Here is a 20,791-nt window from a genome sequence, read left to right as displayed (position 1 = left end):
CAGTGTTTAACGCTGCGCCGGTTTTGTCGCCTGTGGCAGAATATCGCTATGTACCATTTGCAACAGGTTATAAGCATCACCTAAATCACAGTTTTCATGGTCGCGTTTTTTATAACCCATTGACGTTAATTCAATATGCCAGGTTGGCACCACATCTACCGTGGCCAGGGTTTGTTTTACACAGTTAAGCGGGCAGCCATCGACAGCAAGAATTGGCCGGCCGGACTGGGCAACTTTTACCAATTGCTTTACCTTGCCGCCAACTCCGGCAATACAGGACATTTGGGCTGAGCCTTCACGATCGAGTACGACCGCAAGATCATTGGCTAGCTGCGCGACATTAGAGCAACCTGAGCAGGAATAGACTAAAGGCTTGTCGTTGTATTTTGTGTTCATAGCAGGCTCCTGATGCTAAATAGTGTGGTCAGACTATTTAGTCAGTGTAGAGGCCATGGCAATACGCGACTTGATATAAATCAAAGCTGCTGGACAGATACCCCTTCAGGGGTACAGGTGATAAGAATGGCAAGCGGCGTGCCATCTGCGGTTACAACGCCTTCAGAGCTTGTCACAGCAACTCGCTCGCTACCCACTCGCTCAGACACTCTGTGACAACTCTTCAGGGTTCTAACCTTCGCGACTATTCAGGTTATCAGCATGCTGAGGAAAGGAGGTTGGAATCCCGATTGCGCAGCCACAGAGTGTTTGAGCCCTGCCGTAGGCAGCAGGGCGACAAATTCGTCAGGAACGAATTTGAACAGCTTCAGCTGGCCGCAGGGGCTGGGCAGGATGCCCAGCATAGTTGCTGTGGCGAGTAGAGCGGGAGTTGCAACCGGCTCGATGAACACCGAACTCTAACTATTTAATATCAGAAACTGGCGATTTAACCCGGCCGGCCATCTGGCCTTGGGGTGGTAAGCACCGGGAAATATACCAGTACATAAAGTAAATAGGCCAGTACCCAGCCAGCAACACCCAACCATAGCCACTGCATTGTTTGCGCTGGCCAGAGCCAGATTAGCAGGGTGCGGCTGACAGCTGCAGCCAGTACCAGCAAAAATGCCAGTGACATAATGGTATGCGGTTTAAGCATGCGGCCGCTGTGGCCCAATGACACCCGCGCCATCATGCTTAAAATCATACTGCCCATAGCGCCGGCGGTTAAGGCGTGCAGCGCGATGCTATTGCTGATATTAACCCCGGCGTAGCGAGCGCTGTATAGGGCAAGACCAATTGGAATACACCAGTATGCCAGATGCAGCGACCACAGCAGCGGCACTTTTAAGGTGATCCAGATTTTCCAGCGCAGACAGCGCAACGCGGTTAAGGAGGCGCTAACTGCAAATAAGCCACTGATTGCCATGGCTGGCAGATATTTGGTTAAGGCAAAAAAATGCAGCACAAAAATAAGCCAGAGCGAAGCCAATGCGGCGCGATCGAGCCAAAGTAAGGCTTCCACCTTTGGGGTTTGGGTGCCATTGGCTGTAAACATTGGCAATACCCTACCACCGACAATGGCCATCAGCAGGGTAATCAGCCAAACCGCATTCTGACTACCCAGTTGAATAAGCTCAAAGCGGTTCGTAGCGACGCCGATATACATTAATGCATTACAGGCACTGAGTAACAACAGCACCGGGATAAAAAACAAATTTCTGCTTTGTCCTGTTTGCAATAACGGCCTGGCCAGCAGATAGGCGCAAACCGGCAAAAAGCTGAGATCTACTGCCGCCACCAGGTAAAGGGGTAAGTCCTGGCCGAACAGCAGTAGCAAGCGACCTGCCAGCCACAACAAGCTAATTATTAGCAGGCTTTTACCATGTGGCGCCCGCAAGCCGGTCCAGTTTTGTACTGCGGTAAGTAAAAAGCCGATAATAATGGCGGCAACAAAACCAAACAACATTTCGTGGCTATGCCAGAACAGCACATTGGCGAAGGGTTTAAGCTGAATAACGCCAAAAAGCGTCAGGCCCCATAACAGCATCGCGATGACACTAAAGGCAGCCCCCATTAAAAACATTGGCCGGAACGCCTGGCGTAACAACGGTGACAGCTTCTGCTCAGTTGCCAAGTCGGTAATTTGCATGGTTTATCCTTACCTTAAACAGGTTGGTCTTCATCTAAAAGAAAATTGTCAGAGCGGGCCGCAGCCAGCTTTTGCTGATACTGCGCCGCCTGATTAGCAAAGAACATGGTGATCATACAAAGCGCCAATACGCCGTATAAAATCATAAAACAGCCGGTGACTATGCCGAGTGCATCCTGTGCCAAACCAAATACTATTGGCAGGGTGCAGCCGCCCAGGGCGCCGATAGCAGCAACAAAACCACCAGCGCTACCCATATGATGCGGATAGTAATCGTGAATTACTTTATACACACTGGCCCGGCCAAAACCCTGCGCCACGCCGATAATGAAAATCAGTAGGGTAAACCACCAGACATTAATACCTATTTCCAGTTGTACATCTTTTTCCAGGCCGTGAATAATCAGGGTAGTGGGCGGGTAACTTAGAAAAAACAAGCAAACTATACAAACCCAGAACACACTCCAGTTTACGGCACGGCCGCCGTAACGGTCAGAGAACCAGCCGCCCAGCGCCCGCATCATTGAAGACGTGGCGACAAAAAACAGAGTAAAGGCCATCGCTTGCCGCGCGTCCATGGCGTAGGCCTGCATATAATATTGCGGTAACCATAACAACAAGGCTAAAAAACTGCCGAACACAAAATAATAATACAATGAGAATCGCCAAATCCGCGCGTCAGCGCATAGCTGGCGCAAACTCAGCCCCTTGGGTCTGGCCTGAGTGCTCTGCAGCGGTTCTTTTGGTGCCAGCAAGGCAAACAGCAGACTGATTACCAACAGTCCGCCGGCATAAACCGGTCCAACCCATTGCCAGCCGGCGTAATCTATCAGCAAAGGAACCAGCACAAAGGTAATCGCCACCCCGGCATTGCCAACACCAAACAGGCCAAGTGCCCGGCCCTGACGGCTGGAGGCAAACCACTGACTGACATAGCGCACCCCAAAGGTAAAAGACACGCCGCTAATCCCAAACCACAATCCCAGCAATAAATAACCAGTGAAGCTTTGTACGGTCGGCAGCAGTAATAAAGCGGGCAGCACAGCCAGCATCTGGTAGAGCCATAACAGTCGCGCACTATAGCGGTCGGCCAGAATACCGAGCGGCAATCGGAGGATGGCACCACTTAATATCGGTGCTGCCAGCAGTATGCCGTATTGGGTCGCGCTAAGGCCAAGTTGCTGTTGCAGGGCAATGCCCATTACAGCGTACAAGGTCCAGACGGAAAAGCAGGCAGCAAAAGCCAGGGTTGCCAACAATAACGCCAGGTTGGCACCAGGCAGTGTCGCCTGTTTCAACGAGGTGGCAGCAGGTTGCGGCATAACTATAAATCCGGCAAACAGTATTAACCGTTAGTGTAACGTCAAAGTGGCCCACTGCTGCAGCGAAGAGGGTGTACCTCTGACGCGCTATGCTGGCCTGGATAAAAGTGCCGGCCTGACCGAAGTAGGTAGTAAGTGCCGCAATACCCTGCATTTGCATCGGCAATGCCACTACCTATAAGGTGGTATATTGTTGTTTTTTATATGAAAATAAAATTTCAGCTTTGTTTTATATCAATGATTTTCGGTTTCAGTCTCTCTACACTGGCTGCAGTTTAGTGATAATCCTTTGGAGGATGTTATGGCTGGCCCTGCTTTATCAACAAATAGCGGCAGCGGGTTAAACCTGCTTAATTTTGCCGAACAAAAAATAAAAATGCTGCACCTTACCTGGTTTGCGTTTTTTTTGACCTTTGTAATGTGGTTTGCCCACGCACCTTTGCTTATTCATATTAAAGAAGCACTTGCCCTTACCGATGCACAGGTTAAAGCGCTGCTGATTTTAAACGTGGCAATAACGATCCCGGCACGGATAGTAGTGGGCATGCTGGTAGACCGCTATGGTCCGCGGATTATGTATTCTTTGCTGCTGTTTATCTCAGCAGTGCTGTGTATCGGCTTTGCTTTTGCCGATACCTATGCCGCGCTGGCGTTATTTCGCTTTTTACTTGGCTTTGTCGGTGCCGGCTTTGTGGTTGGCATTCGTCTGGTCGGCGAGTGGTTTCCGCACCATCAGGTAGGAACGGCAGAGGGTATCTACGGTGGCTGGGGCAATTTTGGCTCTGCCGCAGCAGCAATGAGCTTACCGCTATTGGCACTGGCCTATGGCGGCGAAAATGGCTGGCGGTATGCTATTGGCACTGTCGGGGTGATAAGTGCAGTGTATTCGCTGATATTTTATAAATTTGCCCGCAATACGCCCAAAGGCTCAATGTATTTTAAACCGAAAAAAACCGGCGCTATGGTGGTGACAAGCTGGGGGGCGCTGTGGGGCCTGATCCTGATGAACATTCCGATGCATCTGGCATTGGGCATGCTGGCCTGGCGTTTATCACCGGCCGGGGTTAATTTATTCTCTGTCAATATGATGTATGCGTTGTGGAGTGTGTTATTGCTGTTATTTATCGTCCAAACCCAGCAAACCTGGAGGATTAATGCCGAGCATTTACGGGTTGGGGTGCCAGAGATCGATAAATACAGTTTTAAGCAGGTGGGGATATTAAATATTGCCTATTTTGCTACTTTTGGCTCTGAGCTGGCAGTGATATCTATGCTGCCATTGTATTTTCTGGAAACCTTTGACGGTTTAAGTGCGGTAAAAGCCGGTTTGCTGGCGTCGGGCTTTGCCTTTATGAACCTGGTATCACGGCCAATGGGCGGTTGGTTTTCCGATAAATTTGGCCGGCGTAAAAGTATGCTGATCTTAATTGGAGGTCTGGCGGCAGGCTACTTCTTAATGGGGCTGATGGACAGCCACTGGTGGATCCCGCTGGCAGTGCTGGCAACGATGGCTTGCAGCTTCTTTGTTCAGGCCGGAGAAGGCGCAGTATTTGCCATAGTGCCGCTGATTAAACGCAGCATGACCGGCCAGATTGCCGGTATGGCCGGTGCCTATGGTAACGTTGGTGCGGTCGTTTATCTAACAGTGCTAAGTTATGTCAGCTACAGTATGTTTTTCTATGTTATAGCGGCATCTGCCCTGGTTGGCCTGGTAGCGGTAATGTTTTTAGATGATCCCAAAGGTCATATTACCGAAGTGGGGGAAGACGGTACGGTCTTTCGGATAAACGTTGGTTAGGCGTGTTGCTGGTTAAATAAGGATTAACAGGTGTCGGGATCTGAGCTGCAACTTTGCTACAGCAGTATTTGCGAGGCCGGCGTTAAGCCGGCCAACGAAGATGCTGTGGCGGTAGATATACCGGCCGATCCTCACCTGTTAGCTTACAAAGGCGCCTGTTTTACCCTGGCCGATGGCGTAAGCACAGCTGAGGCTGGCCGGCAAGCCAGCGAGCGGGCGGTAAGCCGGTTTTGCCGTGAATACTGTCAGACGCCGGATAGCTGGTCGGTGGCCTATAGCGCTCAACAGTTACTGGCAACCATTAACAATGAGTTGTACGAGCTGAGCCATCAGTTTGCGCACAACCAAAAAGGCTACCTGACGACATTTACCGCGCTGGTGCTGAAATCGCAGACCGCGCATTTTTTTCATATTGGCGATAGCCGCTTGTATCACTGGCGCGAAGGCGTGCTGGTGCAACTTAGCCAGGACCATACCACGATATTATCAGAGCAACGTCAGTTTCTCGGCCGGGCCCTGGGTATGGATGCCCACGTCGAGTTACAGCATGGTAGTATCAGCATTAGAATGGGTGACCGCTTTTTACTGTGCTCCGATGGCCTGTCTGATTTTATCAGCCCGGATGCACTGCAGCAGGCAGTGTCAGCCGCAGTTGATTTACAGCAAGCCTCGCAGCAGCTTAAGCAGCAGGCGTTAGCGCAGGGCAGTGATGATAATATCAGCCTGATTTTGCTTGAAATAACGGCACTGCCTGAGCAAAGCCTGGATGATTTAAATCAGCGCCTTACCAGGCTGCCATTTCCGCCAGCGCTTAGCCCCGGGATGAAGCTGGATGGCTATAAAGTACTGCGCGAATTATTTGCCAGCAGCCGCAGCCATTTATATTTGGTTGAAGATGAGTGCGCTGCTGTAAAAAGCACTGCCCGGCAAATGGTGCTGAAATGTCCTTCGCTGAACTACGATGATGATGTTCTCTATATTGACCGTTTTATCCGCGAAGAATGGATCGGCCTGCGGATAGAGTCAGACTTCGTGGTAAAGGTTGTGCGCCAGCACCGGCCGCGGACCTTTTTATACTACCTGATGGAGTATTTGCCGGGCCAAAGCCTGGAGCAATGGTTTGAGGCTCAACCCAAACCGTTAAAACCGGCATTGGCAATTAAGCTGGTAAAACAAATTGCCGAAGGTTTAAAAGCTTTCCACCGGATGGGCGCTATCCATCAGGATTTAAAGCCCGGCAATATTATTTACCTGGAAGATGGCAGCTTGAAAATTGTTGATTTTGGTTCAGTCTATGTCGCTGGTCTGGCAGAAATATACAGCCCGCTGCAACATGAAGCCGCACTGGGTACCGCCGCTTATTCTGATCCACACTATCTGCTTGGGCATAACTCTGGCGTCCAGGGCGATATTTATGCGCTGGCTACCATTGCGTACGAGCTGTTCAGTGGTGGTCATTTACCTTATGGTCATACCGTTGAAAATTGCCGCACGGCGGCCGATTACGACAAACTGCGTTATCGCAGTAGCAGCCAGTTTAACCCGGTCATTCCAACCTGGTTCGACCGGGCCTTACAAAAAGGGGTGAGTTTAGATTTATCGCAGCGCTATCAGAGTATTAATCAGCTACTGACCGATTTACAACAACCAAACCCGGCATTTTTGCACGAGGAAGTTAAACAACAACACAAAACCAACCCGCTGCTTTTCTGGCAGCTGTTATCGGGTTTCTGGTTTATCACGTTATTGCTGGTGGTGTGGCTGTTTTTGCTTAGGCGTTAACATAGCTGATAGCGAAGACCGGTTTGCTCTAAGACAACCGTTGAAGCCCCGGACGGGCGGAAACGAGCCCCCAGGGAAGGGTTCACGGCGTGTTGTCGTGAGCAAACCGGTTGAAGCCAGACATCTGATTATCAGCTTTTGGGCCGAAAGGGCTTAATTACCTGTTCATTGCATTGCAAAAAGGGTCCATCCATTAAATCAATGCAGTAAGGCACCGCCGGAAATACCGCATCTAAACACTGGCGAATGGCTTTGGGTTTACCCGGCAGATTAATAATAAGGCAGCTGCCGCGCAGGCCGGCGGTTTGGCGCGATAATATGGCCGTGGGCACATATTTTAAGGATTCGGTGCGCATTAATTCGCCAAAACCCGGCATCATTCTATCACAGACGGCTTCGGTTGCCTCGGGGGTGACATCACGTTTAGAGGGCCCAGTGCCGCCCGTGGTAACAATTAAACAGCAACCCTGTTCATCAGCCAGTTTACGGAGAATATGCTCGATCAACGGCTGCTCGTCCGGGATCAGCCGGTATTCGGCCTGCCAGTCGCTGCTTAAATAGTCTGTTAAAGTATCGATAATTGCCTTACCGGATAAATCCTCGTAAATGCCGGCACTGGCCCGATCGCTTACTGTAACTATGCCAATTTTGGCGATTTGATTAGTCATTAAAATTCCACGTTTTGTTAAATAAGACGAACCGACTTACCCACGCTAACACGCCGTGAACCCATCCCTGGGGGCTCGATTCGGCCGTCCGGGCCTGCAACGGTTAGCTTAGAGTAAGTCGATTCTCACTTAGATTATCTGCGTCAGTACTGTACTTTTTTGCTAACTAACCGCAAGCCATCCCGGCCAGTTGCAGCCAGTAGCCATTACTATCTGTAGCGTTTAGTTGCTGCGGTGCGTTGCCATCAAGGTTGGCCTTAAATTTAGCCAGCCAGTCAAAAGTGCCGGTTTGTTGTGGGCTTAACCGTACAATATCTGCCAGGTTTTGCATAGCGGGTAGCTGGTTTATCAAATTGTAACGGTAACCCGATTGCGTCTGAATACCGTTTAACACAAAGACCTGAGTGCCGTCCTGGCTTTTTACTTCGCGCCCCTGCGGATAATTAATGCAGCACAGTTCACACTGATCTTTACTGCGGTTTTCAGAGCGGGCAGTAAAACAGCGACCGCTCCACGCCAGCGGCAAATGACCAAAACTAAATACTTCGGTAGTAAAGCAATCGCGGATATCAGTTATCAGACTCTGGCTTAATACATCGCTTAACCACTGGCCGGATAATTCTACCGGCATCACCCAGCGGGTCATGCCCATGCTGATTAAGCGGCGTAATGTATGCTGGTTGTAGCAATTAATGGCAGCGCCAGCAACGAACGGCAGGCATTGCTCCTGCAACATGCTGATGGCGCCAACGTCATTTGCCTCTACTAAAAAATCGCCGTTATCGACATATTTGCGCAGCTCTCTTAACTCATTTGGCGCTTCATATAAGGTCATAGACGATAAACAAACCTGTTTGCCGGCTTCGCGCAGCATTTGCCCCAGCGCAAAATAATCGGCATATTTCAGCTCACGCCTTTTACTACAGACCGTTTCGCCAAGGTAAACAATGTCAACGTCGCTGTCAGCCACCTCGCGATAAAACTGCAGTATTTGTGCTTTGGGCCAGAAATAAAGCACCGGGCCTAATGAGAATTGCATAGCTGTTATTTCCATTTCCGATGATAGGCGCCCAGCGTGGTCTGGCTGCCTTCAGCCAGACCTGCCAACACCTGCTGCCACTTTGGTTGTACATTAAAATGATCGGGGGCGCTTTTTACCGCATCGATGGCAGCACGCCACACTTTGGTAATTTGGGCCACATAGGCCGGGCTGCGCTGGCGGCCTTCTATTTTCAAAGAGCTAATGCCTTCGGCATACAGCTGTGGCAGTAAGTCCAGGGTGTTAAGGCTGGTTGGCTCTTCCAGCGCATGGTAAGTGTCATCGCCCACAGTAAAGCGACCTTTACACAGGGTGGGGTAGCCGGCTGTTTCATTCGGGGCAAAGCGGTCAATTAATATACCGTTTAAGCGCGACTCCAGCGTGCCGTCGTTATCCTGCCAGTTAACAAACGCTGCCGGTGAGCAGGCACCTGCGGTATTAGGTGACTGACCGGTCATGTAGGAACTTAAATAACAGCGGCCTTCGGCCATGATACACAGGCTGCCAAAAGCAAACACTTCAAGATCAATGTCGCAGCTGCGGGCCAGGGCGCGCACTTGCTGCATCGATAGCACGCGCGGTAACACGACGCGGCTGATATCAAACTGCCGGTAAAAATTTATTGCCGCGGCATTGGTTGCAGAAGCCTGCACTGATAAATGCCGCTCCAGCTTAGGAAAGCGCTCAGCGGCATAGGCCAGCACGGCAATATCAGCCAGAATAAGCACGTCGGCGCCAGCATTGGCAGCAACATCCACCGCCTGCTGCCAGCGCTGATAGTTATCCGGATGGGCAAAGGTATTAATGGCCACATGTAATTTTTTACCATGCTGATGAGCATAGCGCGCCGCATCTTTCAGTCTGGCTTCGTCAAAATTCAGCCCGGCAAAGTGACGGGCGTTGGTGTCATCTTTTAAGCCGATATACACGGCGTCGGCGCCATGTTCAATGGCCGCCTTTAACGCCGGCATACTGCCAGCAGGGCAGAGCAGCTCCATTTGTCGCCTCATTAAGTCATTAGTTATCTCAGCTACCTCCGACAGGGCATAGCTAAGGGGTCGGTACTGTGGTTTTATTATAGGACGATAACGGACACTAAGGCTTTTATATGTTTGATATTAAAAGGGTTAACTCTAAGTTGGTAGCAGTACTACCCCCAATGTTACGCCAGCTTACCCGCTGTGCGCCAAAGGGGATGCAAAGCTGCATGTTACAGTTGGCATTAAACCGGTTTTTCCAGCCTGAGCTCAGTAGCGGTGAGCTTAATTTTATGCAGCACAAGTCGGTGGTGATCAATGTTGCCGATATCAGTCTGGAATTTGGTATTAGCCTGCATGGCAGTAGCTTGCAGGTCCAGCTGATGCCCGCGCAACACGACCTGTTATTAAAAGCTGAACTGGCTGATTTTATTGCCATGATAAGCAATACCACCGATCCGGATACGTTATTTTTCCGCCGTCGGTTACAAATGCTGGGGGATACCGAGCTGGGTTTGTACTGTAAAAACCTGTTGGACAGTATAGGGCCAGAACGCTTACCACCGGGGATATCGGGCGGTCTTAACTGGTTAGCGCAACAACAAGCTGAGTAATAGCAGCGCAACCGCAAAGCAATAGCAGAGGTAATAATGCAACGTATCAAATGGGACCCGAAGTTAATCAGCAAGTACAATATTAACGGCCCGCGTTATACCTCGTATCCAACGGCGCTGGCGCTTAGTAGCAACTTTGATCCGGTGCAAATACTAGAGGCGGTCAGCCAAAGCCCGGCTGAGCTTAGCCTGTATTTGCATATCCCGTTTTGCCACAAGCTTTGTTATTACTGCGGCTGCAATAAAGTCATTACCCGCCATCAGCATAAAGCCGATACCTATCTTGATGCCTTAGCGCAGGAAATGGCGCTGTATGCTCCGCTGTTAAAGAGCAAGCAAATTAATCAACTGCATTTAGGCGGCGGCACGCCCACCTTTTTAACCGAAGTGCAGTTAAGCCGGTTAATGGCGCTATTAGATAATCACTTTACGATAACGCCAGACGCTGAAATCAGTATCGAAATTGACCCACGCAGCTGCAGTGATGAAAAATTACGCCATTTACGCACCCTGGGGTTTAACCGAGTAAGTTTTGGCGTGCAGGATTTAGATGAAAAAGTGCAAATTGCTATTAACCGGATGCAGGATACTGATTTAATTCGCCATCAGGTAAAGCTGAGCACTGAGCTGGGCTTCAGCTCGATTAACCTGGATTTAATCTACGGTCTGCCATTTCAGCAACCGGCCAGCTTCGCCCAAACGGTCGATGAAATTATCCGCCTGAACCCGCACCGTATTTCGCTGTTTAGCTACGCCCATATTCCTGAACGTTTTGCGGCCCAGCGTAAAATAGCCGATAGCAGCCTGCCAGATGCGCCATTAAAGCTGGAACTGATGCAACTGGCGATTGAACGTTTTGTTGCGGCAGGTTATCAGTTTATTGGTATGGACCACTTTGCCAGACCAGGCGATGCCTTAGCCAAAGCGCAGCGAGCGGGTAAGTTACAACGTAATTTTCAGGGTTATACCACCGCAGGCCAGGACGCCCTGATTGGCCTGGGAGTATCCAGTATCAGCCAGGTAAGTGGTGTGCTGTGGCAAAACAGCAAAGAGCTGCCCGCCTATTATGCGGCTATCAGTGATGGCCAGCTTCCCACCGAACGCGGTTTTAGTTTAAATGCCGATGATAAAATCCGCGCAGCGTTAATCAGCCAGTTAATCTGCCATTTTGAATTAGATATAGCTGCGTTTTGCCAGCAATGGCTGCCAGGCAGCTTCTGGCATTACTTTGCCGAGGCGCTGGAGCGCTTGCAGCCCTTTATCGAAGATGGCCTGGTAGAGGTAACTGCCGGGCGGATTAAAGTCACCGACGCCGGCCGGCTCTGGGTGCGCAGCATCTGCGCCTGCTTTGACGCCTATTTAACCCAGGGCCAGCAGCGCTATTCAAAAGTAGTGTAATTCTGAGGGGACGCCCGTTTATCAGTGAAAAAGGGCGCCCCAAAGCTATCTGGAGGGAGGTTAATACAACGCCACTAAATCGCCGGCTTTATTAAAAGTCAGGAAATCGGCAATCATGCCGCCCTGAATTTTTTCAGTCATCATTTTAAGTGGTTGGCTGGCCTCATCACTGTTTGGAGCAAAGCTGCCGCGCCCCGCAATTGCTGAGACAAAAGCGATATCCCAGTCAATGCCGGTTTTTTCTGATTCCGCGACCAGGGTACTGAATTCGACGACTTCGTCAGGCAGTTTATCTACACATAGCACCGGTGCTAACGCGCCGCCCTGACCTTGTTCAAAGTTGTTTTTTTGGGTGTCGGTATAACCGTTTGGCAGCTCAGCTTTGGCAAACACAAACAGCAAACGTTGCGGCTCATCCTGGATGCCGGCAGCGCGGATTAAGTCGGCATAAGATTCAATATTCATATCAGAACGCTCAGTAAGGATTTGGGTCAGTGTAGCAAAGCCGGCCGGGGTGAAGCTTTGGTATTAAGGGGTAAAGGTTTTACCCCAGATGGGGTAGGGCTCTGGCATTTAGTGAGGCAATAAAGAGCGTTCAGTTTAGTTTAGTGTTAAACAAAGCTGCAATCAGATCTGACTGCGTTATGACTCCCACCAGCTGCTGCTGTGTATTTAGCACCGGTATATGGTGCCGGCCCTGATCTGAAAGCAGCGGCACCAGAACGGCGATATGGTCATCCTCATGCGCCACGCTTAGCTTAGTCACCATAATCTCTGCCACTTTACGTTTGTATTGTTTATTATGGCGGTTTTTTAACAGCAGCTGATTAACATGCCGCAGTAAGCCCCAGTAGTGTGGGACCTGCAAGTTTTTCAGAACATCCACCGTCGATACGACGCCCAGCAGCTGCTGTTGACTATCGGTTACCGGCAGCATGCTTATTTTATGTTTACGCAGCAACTGCCAGGCAGCAGCGACAGCCCTATCGGGTTCAACTGTAATTAAATCGCGCGACATAATATCGCGACAGCGTATTTCGCCGCTTTTGCGCTGATAGGCATGAAGTTGCGCCTGATGATAAAGCTTTTCTAAATCCTGCTCGCTAATATCCACTACCGTATCAAAGCTATTTAATGCGTCGAGTAAATCCTCTGGTTGTAAGCCGAGCCGTTTAAGCGGGGATTGATCGTGATGCAAATGCACCGGATCAAATTTTTGTGGTGGTTTTTGCATGCCGCGCTTCAGCCAGAACTTTTGCAATAAAATAGCAACCGCCAGCATCACAAATACGTTTAATGCTACCGGGTAGAGTAAAAAATCATAACCCAGCACAGTGTCGGTTGAAGCAATAACAGGTACCAGGGCCGTGGCGCCGCCAGGAGGATGCATACATTCAAAAATATACATGAAAAACAAAACACAGCCGATAGTGACTGCGGCCATCAGTGCCAGGTCATTAAACAGGTGCGAACAGAGAAGACCAACAGCCGCTGAGATAAGATGGCCAGCTGTAAATGACCAGGGACGTGCCAACGGGCTGTTCGGTAAGCCAAATAATAAAACAGAAGACGCGCCCATTGATGCCAACAGCACTAGGGTACTGGCGGGATCAGCCAGTTGCAGGCTAATAAAGGTGACGATAAACAGCGCTATAAATGCCGCGAAGGCTACTTTTAACCGCTCGATTAGTGGTATGGCGGATAGTCGCTGGCTGTCATGTTTCATCAGGCCCAGTTGTGCCAGTATAACACTTAACAGGTTTTTCGCTTTAATTTGCAAATGTAAATCCGGTAACTGCACCAAAGGGGGGCAAGTATAAGCAGGGACAAAAGAAAAAGACACCACAGCAATGCCATGGTGTCTTTTAATCTTTCAATTTTTTAATCTTTCGTTTTTTAATCTTTCAATTTTAGCCAGGTAATTGGACTGGCTGTTGGGCTGCGTTACTGTCAAACACGCCTTTTACCACCTGCCAGCTTACTGCCAGGGCGCCGACGATAAAGATCACATCTCCAATAGTCCGCACCCAACGCAGCGTTTGCAGGATATCGCTTTGCATAAAGGCTTCACTACGGGCATACCATAAACCCTGGCTGGCACTGGCGTAAAACTGAATAAAACCGATTGGTAGCAGGCTGGTAAACAGCATCAGCAATAGGCCGCCATTCATCCACCAAAAGGCGGTTTTCATCAGTTTTTCATCAAATACCAGCTGCGGCCGGATATAACGCAGAATCAGCAAACAGAACCCGAGCGCCAGGAAGCCATAAACCCCAAACAGCGCAGCGTGAGCATGGGTAGGGGTGGTATTTAAGCCTTGCAGGTAATACAGCGCAATGGGTGGGTTGATCATAAAACCAAACACCCCGGCACCCAGCATATTCCAGAACGCAACTGCCACGAAAAACATTAATGGCCATTTAATATCTGCCATCCACGGCGCTTTGTTTTTTAAACGCCAGTTTTCCCAGGCTTCATAACCCAGCACAACCAGTGGCACGACTTCCAGCGCACTAAAAGTCGCGCCAACGGCCATTACCGGGGTGGTGGTGCCAGAGAAATAAAGATGGTGGAAGGTACCGGGTATGCCGCCAAGCATAAATAACGAGGCCGAAGCTAAACTGGCAGTGGTGGCCACATTGCGTGATACCAGGCCCATACTATGAAAGATAAACGCCAGTGATACCGTTGCGAATACTTCAAAGAAGCCTTCTACCCACAAGTGAACCACCCACCAGCGCCAGTACTCCATTACCGATAAATGCGTGCGTTCGCCGTAGAACAAACCTGCACCGTAAAACAAACCAACGCAGATAACCGACGCTGCAAACAGTGCCAGCAGGTTTTTATCGCCCGGCGCTTTAAAGGCCGGTATTACCGCCCGCAGCATTAGCAACAACCAGAATAGGATGCCGATGTACTTAATGATCTGCCAGAAACGGCCTATATCAATGTATTCATAGCCCTGATGACCAAACCAGAAGCTTAAATGCTCAGGCATAATTTGCATAATGGCAAAATAGTTACCGGCAAAAGAGCCGGCGACTAATACCACTAACGCCCAGAACAAAATATCGACGCCCAGTTTCTGATACTTCGGATCTTTGCCACCGTTGATAATAGGTGCTAAAAACAGCCCCGCGGCTAAAAAACCGGTTGCGATCCAGAACATCGCGGCCTGAATGTGCCAGGTACGGGCCAGACTATAGGGCAACCACTCGGTGGTATTCAGACCGTAAAATCCATCACCTTCCACGGTGTAGTGTGCCGTAAAACCGCCCAAAAATACCTGCAGGGTAAACAGGGCAACCACCACCAGAATATATTTGCCCAGTGATTTTTGCGACGGCGTTAGTGTAAGCCGGGCGATAGGGTCGAGCTGAGGTGCTTGTGGCTCTTCCTCATCATGCTTACGCAAAAACGACCAGCCCCAAATCAACGCACCAACTCCGGCAATCAGCAAAATAATACTCACCAGTGACCAGATCAGGTTTTCAGCGGTAGGGCGGTTATCGATTAACGGCTCATGCGGCCAGTTGTTAGTATAGGTCGCACTGTCTGGTGTGCGTTCCGTGCTGGCAGCCCAGGCGGTCCAGAAAAAGAATTGGGTCATTTCCTGACGCCGGCTCAACGACGGCAGGGTATTGTTTTTCATTGCATAGTTTTCACGGGTCTGACTGAGTGCAATATCATCTCCGAACAGGGCAATATAGTGCTCTGCTGTTTGCTCAATAGCCTGCACACGACGATCGCTAAGTTGCAGCGTATCCGTAGCTTTATCATAGCTATTAGTGCGGTAGGTTTGCTTTAAGGCAAACTGCAGTGCATTTTGTTGGGCAGGGTCAAGTTGCGTATAACTAAGACCATACTCATCCAGGGCAGCCAGTTCCAGCCAGGCCAGCAGTTCCCGATGCAACCAGTCCGCCGTCCAGTCGGGTGCCTGATAAGCGCCATGGCCCCAGATTGAACCCAACTGCATACCGCCGACAGACTGCCAGGCTGTCTGACCGTTTAAAATAGTCTCATTAGTCATCAGCACTTGCCCTTGCTGATTCACTACCTTAGCCGGGATAGGCGGGGCCGAGCGGTAAACCTCAGCGCCAAAATAGCCCAATACCGAGAAAGTTATCGCCAGGATGCCAATTAGCAGCCACCAGAGTTTACGATATCCGGCCATATAGCCCCCTTACATAATTGTTATTGCGCCCAAATCTCATACTTCACTCCTGTTTTTTTATCGGCAGGGCGTCACCTGCCTGCGCTGTCATTACAAGAATCAAGCCAAAGGTTAAGCTTTTGTTTTTAATGATTTTATCTGTTTTAGTTTACACGGCAGGGTAGTTTTAACCTGAGCAGGGTTGGGTGTAATTAACTCTTTGGGTCAAAATGACCCGACAGCTTCGCAGGCAGGGTGCTTTCTACCACTTTAGCGATATAGGCATAGCAGCCCGGTTGTTTTAAGGTAGCGCCTAAGTGCAGTGCTGATGCGCAGTTTTGAGGCCCTACTGATGGAATACTATTTACCGCTAAAACACTTACACATGCTGTGTGCGTTTTTAAGCGCCACCTTGTTTATTGGCCGCTTATTGCTGGACGTGACCGGTAAACCGCAGTGGCGGCATAGCCCGCTGCGGCGTTTACCACATATTAATGACACCCTGCTACTGACATTAGCGTTTACGCTGTTAGCCATAGGCCCCTGGCAGCCTTTTACTCACCAGTGGCTGGGTTTTAAAATTCTGCTATTGCTCGGCTATATTGGTTTTGGTGTCGGGGCGTTAAAGCAAAGCCTGGCAGTGCCAACACGCACAATCTGCGCGCTATTGGCCCTGGCTCAGCTGGCCGGAATTTTTTATCTGGCGCGGTTTAAACCCGTTTTGTTTTTATAAAACATAACGGCTATGGCATGAGTCAGCTGCATCAGCTTAATGGCTGACTGACTTGTTAATCCGTTTTGTTCAAGTGAGATATGCTTTTCAGGTTATTGATAGCTAATTTGCTCCAGAAATACGCTGTCAGTAATTGAAAGCGATTTCCGGTATGAAGCAGCGTTTGTGCCTGCTGTTGACAGATCCTGCTGACCTCATGGTTACGTTCAGCAAGATCTCTGATATGAAAAAGACTTTTATTTACTGCTTCTGCCACTGCACTTTGCTCCTGAACAGCGGCAGCAATCATTTGACTGGCATCTAAACTATGTTGAGTTCGTTCCGATAGCTGTTTAAATGCCGTTGTCAGAATCTCTGTGTGGCTCGCACAGTTATCAGCCAGATTTCTGCCCTGTTGCATTGCTTCCAGACTATGCTGGCTGGCTTGTGTAATACCCGACACTATGTGCTCAATCTCATTGACTGAGTGTTGCGTACGATTTGCTAGCTCTCTTATTTCAGCGGCAACCACAGAAAACCCTCTTCCTGCATCGCCTGCACGGGCAGCTTCAATAGCGGCATTGAGGGCCAGCAAATTTGTTTGATCGGCCAAAGTGGTAATAACATCAAGCACATCTGCTATGCGTTGACTGTTGTCAGAAAGCTCACTGAGCTTGGCATCCGCCTGACATAAGCTTTGTTGCAGTTGCTCAAAGACACTATTATTCTGTGCACTTAACGTTAAGCAATGTTCAAAGCCTTGCTGCAATTGTCGCCCTGTATCAGCATTAATTTGCGCGTTGTTTGCGACATCGCCGATACTGGTGGTCATTTGATGCATAGCAGTTGCTACCTGCTCTGTTTCGCTGAATTGTCCTTGCAGATTAGAATCCAGTTGCTGCATGTGCTGGCTGAACTGTTCGCTGCTTTGAATCAGTTGTTCTGATACAAAACACATCCGTCCGGTAAGTGCAGCCTGTTCGCCTTGCAGCGTTTGCAATCTAAAATGGATATGGCTTGCAGGGTGACGGCTACCACAATATATGTATTGCATTATTTGATCGACAATCGTTTTATCAGACGCATCATCTGGCTGGCTAAAAGGCTTAAGTAATTTTAACTGGATATATAACGAACAGAGGGCCGCAACAATCACCAGGCCTATCAGGGCATTTTGCGGTAACGCCAATACCAGGCCGAGTGTTAGTGCTATTGTTAAAGGTATCAGGTTGAGCTTAATCAGATTATGTATCAGATTATGTGTTTTGGTACTCGGATTTTGACCATTTTTAAGCTGCTTATATAACGTTTCTGCCCGGGCGATTTGTTCATCACTGGCATGTCGGCGAACAGACTGATACTCGACTATATCGCCGTTATCGTAAATTGGTGAAATAAAAGCATCAACCCAGTAGTGATCGCCATTCTTACAGCGGTTTTTCACAATTCCCCGCCAGGACTTACCGGTTTTAATCGTCTGCCAAAGATGCTCGAAGGCGGCGGAAGGCATATCTGGATGGCGCAAAATATTATGGCCATGGCCAATTAATTCTTGTTCATTGTAGCCACTGATTTCAACAAATTCGCGGTTTACGGAGGTAATTCTGCCTTTAAGATCAGTGGTGGATAAGATATTGCAATTTGGTGGAACAGGAATATTTTTTTGAGTTACGTTGCTCGCAATCGACATTATTCTACTTCTTATGCAGCCTGTATATTATGTAAACAGTGTAACCGTGTAAAAACCAGCGTAAATCCTGCTTTAAGGGTAGTGCCGTACCTCTTCTGCGGTACGACACTCTCGATGTGTTTACCCAGCACAAGTTAACGTTGTATTACGCCTGATATTTTTCTAAGGGCAAAATCAGTGATTCACGTTGATAGTGGCGCAGCGAATGCTCTTGCCGGCGGCCACGGCTAAAGGCCGATACCCGCTTTAAATAACCGATAACCCGGGTACCGTAATCGATATCGTTGCTGCCGCAAGCCGGACAAGCGCATAAGGTGCGCTTGTCGATGGTTTCGCACTGGTTGCAGATGGTAATTTTGATGTTGACGCAAAAATAGTTGCATCCGGTTTGGGCGGCGATATTCAGCAGTTGCAGGTAGCCGGTCTGATCTAACCTTTCCTCCAGATTTAAATGCAGGGCAGAGCCGCCGTCGAGGTAATCCAGTAGCTCGCGGCCGTGCAGCTGAAATTTATCCAGAGTGTTGCTTTGCTCATCTTCTACTACGTAAAAATACGAGTTATAGCAATCCCGCGGTACCTGGTAGCCATCCTCACGGTCCCATTTGGCATTCTTAACGCCCAGGTTTTCTGCCGGCACAAACTCGGTGTTAAACATATAGCCATATTCCACTTTAGCCGCTTTATTGGCATCAAAAATGATTTTCAGCTGTTGTTGCACAAAGTTAATGTAGTCGGGGTTATTGCTGGCAGTTAAGCCCTGTGACTCGGCCGCTTCTACCATGCCGTTGATGCCAATGGTTAAAAATTGCTTATCCAGGCTGATAAAGCCGGCATCGTAAACGGTCAGCAACCCTGCGGCTTGGTACTCTTCCATTAACCTACGATAAGCCACCTGATATTTATGAATTTTACTGATCTCAATGGCTAAATCCCGGCCATCCTGCACCAGCCGGTTCATATTAATAGTAATTACATTGATTGAGCCGGTGGCGACTCCGCCGGCCCCTAACGAATAGGAAAACGTGTTATCGCTGATTTCACTACGCAAACGGCAGCAGCTGGCCAGTGAGTCGGCATTTTCTGATTGATAAACAAAGAAAGCGTTACCGGCAGCCATTTCCCGGGCAATGTCATTGGCAAAGGCTTTATCTTTGCACTGACCATTATTGGTTAGCATGGCCACGGTGACGACCGGAAAGGTCAGCACGGTTTTTTCCCGTTCTTTATTAAACCACTGTAAAAAGTACTGCTGTAAAGCTGATACTGATTGCCACTCTGGTTTCATAAAATCGGGAAAGACAAAGCTGCCAAACATACTGTCAAAGTAGTATTGATCGTAAATTGAGATATTCCAGAATACGCTTTGGTAGCCGCGGGCCGCAGCTGGCTGGTTTAATGCGTAGACCACATGTTGCAGATGATTAGCAATTTGCTTTGGATGAGTCTGCAGATAGTTATCGCCATAATCTTTACGGGCAAAGTAATCAAAATACGTTAAAAACTCAACGGTAGCCACGGCACCGGCAAACTGGCTGGAAACGGCAAAGACAAAATTGACAAAGCAACCGCAAAACGACTCCAGATGTTTGGGCGCCTGCGACTCGCCACCCAGTTTGGTTAAACCATCCCGTAAAAACGGATACATGGTGACCGACACACAATAGGGTTTTAAGCTGGTTTCATCATGGACATATATTTCGTGGTCGGTTATCTGGCGCAGATACTCAGCAGCCAGTTCAGCACCGAACAGTTCGCTTATTTTATTGCTGATCAGCGCCCGGTTGACCTGAATAAACTGATCTTTCATCAGCTCAGCTTCCAGGGTTGCGATGTTTTTCTGAGTCACGTTTGCATTAGCATCCAGTTTAGAGCCATCAGCAGCATTATTGGCGTGCAGGTAATTGTCGATAAAATTCAGTTTTTGTTGAAGTTGGTGAAAATTCAGCGCTTGCATAATAAATCCCTCTGCAGTTTATTTTTGAAGAAAAAGATGGTTCAGGCATTGGCCTGTGCGTAAATCAGTAAAAATCTGGTTAGTGTTGGCGCTGTTCAGCCCCCCGAGCTCCTGCAGCCAGCGGCCGGTTTTCAGATACGTCAGCTGCTGTTTAAGATCAGGACTGATATCGTCCAGGCCAGTGTAAAGACAAGTATTTAAACCAGCAGCACGTGCCAGCCTTAATAATTCGAGTAAGTTTTGCGGCTGCCATTCGCCGCCGAGGAACAACACGCAGCTAATTAGCTTCTGATAGCTTTGCAGGCGGTGGCTAAAGTACTCTGGCGTGAGCTGACAGCCGATATCATCCCGCCAGCTGTAGCTGCTGTGGCAGCCTTTACAACCCAGCGGGCAGCCCGCAATGGTAAAGGCCAGTGATACTTCGCCCGGCACTTCCTGGAAAACGACTTGTTCAGCAGTGAATCTAAGCATATTTCCTCTATATAGTGTTTTAGTTACAAATAGGCACTAGATGTTGTGTTTTAGCTTAGTCTTCCTTGCGGTTGGAAACTTGATCTGGATCAAGTTTTGCTCGTGGGGTAAACCCTGGTCTGG

The 20,791-nt window shown here is 49.1% G+C and carries 17 protein-coding genes; 5 read left to right on the top strand and 12 right to left on the bottom strand.

The genetic code is table 11. The annotated features are described in order from the left end of the window. Positions 1 to 6: 6 nt before the first annotated feature. The 3 genes from R3187_RS14420 to R3187_RS14410 form a co-directional block, all read right to left on the bottom strand. On the bottom strand, positions 7 to 396 hold the full coding sequence (locus tag R3187_RS14420) for a putative zinc-binding protein (RefSeq protein WP_290617042.1): 390 nt from the start codon (positions 394 to 396) through the stop codon (positions 7 to 9). A 487-nt stretch (positions 397 to 883) separates the two neighbouring features. Further along, positions 884 to 2,086 carry an NnrS family protein gene (locus tag R3187_RS14415; RefSeq protein WP_318967748.1) on the bottom strand — a complete coding sequence of 401 codons (1,203 nt, stop codon included), beginning with the start codon at positions 2,084 to 2,086 and terminating at the stop codon, positions 884 to 886. A 14-nt stretch (positions 2,087 to 2,100) separates the two neighbouring features. Then, positions 2,101 to 3,408: an MFS transporter gene (locus R3187_RS14410; protein WP_318967747.1), complete on the bottom strand. Its 1,308-nt coding sequence runs from the start codon at positions 3,406 to 3,408 to the stop codon at positions 2,101 to 2,103. A 301-nt stretch (positions 3,409 to 3,709) separates the two neighbouring features. Between R3187_RS14410 and R3187_RS14405 the strand changes: the two genes are divergently transcribed. Together R3187_RS14405 and R3187_RS14400 are read left to right on the top strand one after the other, a co-directional pair. Next, the gene (locus R3187_RS14405) at positions 3,710 to 5,206 is read left to right on the top strand and encodes an MFS transporter (RefSeq protein ID WP_318967746.1); all 1,497 of its coding nucleotides are present in this window, start codon (positions 3,710 to 3,712) and stop codon (positions 5,204 to 5,206) included. Between the two features lie 30 nt (positions 5,207 to 5,236). Then, the gene (locus tag R3187_RS14400) at positions 5,237 to 6,988 is read left to right on the top strand and encodes a protein kinase domain-containing protein (RefSeq protein ID WP_318967745.1); all 1,752 of its coding nucleotides are present in this window, start codon (positions 5,237 to 5,239) and stop codon (positions 6,986 to 6,988) included. A 131-nt stretch (positions 6,989 to 7,119) separates the two neighbouring features. On the opposite strand, the gene mog is transcribed toward R3187_RS14400, so the two are convergent. From mog to ubiU, 3 genes are all read right to left on the bottom strand, one after another. Further along, the gene (gene mog / locus R3187_RS14395; RefSeq protein ID WP_318967744.1) at positions 7,120 to 7,656 is read right to left on the bottom strand and encodes a molybdopterin adenylyltransferase; all 537 of its coding nucleotides are present in this window, start codon (positions 7,654 to 7,656) and stop codon (positions 7,120 to 7,122) included. A 166-nt stretch (positions 7,657 to 7,822) separates the two neighbouring features. Further along, positions 7,823 to 8,695, bottom strand: coding sequence for a U32 family peptidase (locus R3187_RS14390; protein ID WP_318967743.1), 873 nt, complete (start codon positions 8,693 to 8,695; stop codon positions 7,823 to 7,825). Positions 8,696 to 8,700: 5 nt separating this feature from the next. Continuing rightward, positions 8,701 to 9,693, bottom strand: a complete 993-nt coding sequence (gene ubiU / locus R3187_RS14385) for a ubiquinone anaerobic biosynthesis protein UbiU (RefSeq protein ID WP_318967742.1) — start codon at positions 9,691 to 9,693, stop codon at positions 8,701 to 8,703. Between the two features lie 110 nt (positions 9,694 to 9,803). On the opposite strand from ubiU, the gene ubiT reads away from it, so the two are divergent. Beyond that, the gene (ubiT, locus tag R3187_RS14380) at positions 9,804 to 10,286 is read left to right on the top strand and encodes a ubiquinone anaerobic biosynthesis accessory factor UbiT (protein ID WP_318967741.1); all 483 of its coding nucleotides are present in this window, start codon (positions 9,804 to 9,806) and stop codon (positions 10,284 to 10,286) included. A gap of 36 nt (positions 10,287 to 10,322) precedes the next feature. Further along, the gene (gene hemN / locus R3187_RS14375; protein WP_318967740.1) at positions 10,323 to 11,684 is read left to right on the top strand and encodes an oxygen-independent coproporphyrinogen III oxidase; all 1,362 of its coding nucleotides are present in this window, start codon (positions 10,323 to 10,325) and stop codon (positions 11,682 to 11,684) included. Between the two features lie 60 nt (positions 11,685 to 11,744). Here the strand turns inward: hemN and R3187_RS14370 are convergent, their stop codons facing one another. From R3187_RS14370 to R3187_RS14360, 3 genes are all read right to left on the bottom strand, one after another. After that, positions 11,745 to 12,149 (bottom strand): ribonucleotide reductase subunit alpha, encoded by a 405-nt coding sequence (locus tag R3187_RS14370; RefSeq protein ID WP_318967739.1) that lies wholly within the window; start codon positions 12,147 to 12,149, stop codon positions 11,745 to 11,747. 130 nt (positions 12,150 to 12,279) lie between these two features. Next, a complete protein-coding gene (locus R3187_RS14365) occupies positions 12,280 to 13,464 on the bottom strand; it encodes an HPP family protein (protein WP_318967737.1) in 1,185 nt (394 codons plus the stop codon). 130 nt (positions 13,465 to 13,594) lie between these two features. After that, positions 13,595 to 15,862, bottom strand: coding sequence for a nitric-oxide reductase large subunit (locus R3187_RS14360; protein ID WP_318967736.1), 2,268 nt, complete (start codon positions 15,860 to 15,862; stop codon positions 13,595 to 13,597). Between the two features lie 307 nt (positions 15,863 to 16,169). On the opposite strand from R3187_RS14360, the gene R3187_RS14355 reads away from it, so the two are divergent. After that, complete coding sequence (locus R3187_RS14355; protein ID WP_318967735.1) at positions 16,170 to 16,574, top strand: SirB2 family protein; 405 nt, start codon at positions 16,170 to 16,172, stop codon at positions 16,572 to 16,574. A 55-nt stretch (positions 16,575 to 16,629) separates the two neighbouring features. Here R3187_RS14355 and R3187_RS14350 read toward each other — a convergent pair whose 3' ends face one another. The 3 genes from R3187_RS14350 to nrdG form a co-directional block, all read right to left on the bottom strand. Beyond that, entirely contained in the window at positions 16,630 to 18,243 is a 1,614-nt protein-coding gene (locus R3187_RS14350) for a PAS domain-containing methyl-accepting chemotaxis protein (RefSeq protein WP_318967734.1), read from the bottom strand. 145 nt (positions 18,244 to 18,388) lie between these two features. Next, positions 18,389 to 20,197 (bottom strand): anaerobic ribonucleoside-triphosphate reductase, encoded by a 1,809-nt coding sequence (nrdD, locus tag R3187_RS14345; protein WP_318967733.1) that lies wholly within the window; start codon positions 20,195 to 20,197, stop codon positions 18,389 to 18,391. Between the two features lie 18 nt (positions 20,198 to 20,215). Then, entirely contained in the window at positions 20,216 to 20,668 is a 453-nt protein-coding gene (gene nrdG / locus R3187_RS14340; protein ID WP_318967732.1) for an anaerobic ribonucleoside-triphosphate reductase activating protein, read from the bottom strand. Between the last annotated feature and the right edge of the window lie 123 nt (positions 20,669 to 20,791).

It is taken from the genome of Arsukibacterium sp. (genome assembly GCF_033721375.1).
Taxonomy (GTDB): domain Bacteria; phylum Pseudomonadota; class Gammaproteobacteria; order Enterobacterales; family Alteromonadaceae; genus Alishewanella.
This window is presented reverse-complemented; position numbering and strand designations above follow the sequence as displayed.

Bases quoted from the DNA above. Each gene is read 5' to 3' on its own strand.
- R3187_RS14420 (WP_290617042.1), bottom strand. From the start codon at position 396: ATGAACACAAAATACAACGACAAGCCTTTAGTCTATTCCTGCTCAGGT.
- R3187_RS14415 (WP_318967748.1), bottom strand. From the start codon at position 2,086: ATGCAAATTACCGACTTGGCAACTGAGCAGAAGCTGTCACCGTTGTTA.
- R3187_RS14410 (WP_318967747.1), bottom strand. From the start codon at position 3,408: ATGCCGCAACCTGCTGCCACCTCGTTGAAACAGGCGACACTGCCTGGT.
- R3187_RS14405 (WP_318967746.1), top strand. From the start codon at position 3,710: ATGGCTGGCCCTGCTTTATCAACAAATAGCGGCAGCGGGTTAAACCTG.
- mog (WP_318967744.1), bottom strand. From the start codon at position 7,656: ATGACTAATCAAATCGCCAAAATTGGCATAGTTACAGTAAGCGATCGG.
- R3187_RS14390 (WP_318967743.1), bottom strand. From the start codon at position 8,695: ATGCAATTCTCATTAGGCCCGGTGCTTTATTTCTGGCCCAAAGCACAA.
- ubiU (WP_318967742.1), bottom strand. From the start codon at position 9,693: ATGGAGCTGCTCTGCCCTGCTGGCAGTATGCCGGCGTTAAAGGCGGCC.
- ubiT (WP_318967741.1), top strand. From the start codon at position 9,804: ATGTTTGATATTAAAAGGGTTAACTCTAAGTTGGTAGCAGTACTACCC.
- hemN (WP_318967740.1), top strand. From the start codon at position 10,323: ATGCAACGTATCAAATGGGACCCGAAGTTAATCAGCAAGTACAATATT.
- R3187_RS14370 (WP_318967739.1), bottom strand. From the start codon at position 12,149: ATGAATATTGAATCTTATGCCGACTTAATCCGCGCTGCCGGCATCCAG.
- R3187_RS14360 (WP_318967736.1), bottom strand. From the start codon at position 15,862: ATGGCCGGATATCGTAAACTCTGGTGGCTGCTAATTGGCATCCTGGCG.
- R3187_RS14355 (WP_318967735.1), top strand. From the start codon at position 16,170: ATGCGCAGTTTTGAGGCCCTACTGATGGAATACTATTTACCGCTAAAA.
- R3187_RS14350 (WP_318967734.1), bottom strand. From the start codon at position 18,243: ATGTCGATTGCGAGCAACGTAACTCAAAAAAATATTCCTGTTCCACCA.
- nrdD (WP_318967733.1), bottom strand. From the start codon at position 20,197: ATGCAAGCGCTGAATTTTCACCAACTTCAACAAAAACTGAATTTTATC.
- nrdG (WP_318967732.1), bottom strand. From the start codon at position 20,668: ATGCTTAGATTCACTGCTGAACAAGTCGTTTTCCAGGAAGTGCCGGGC.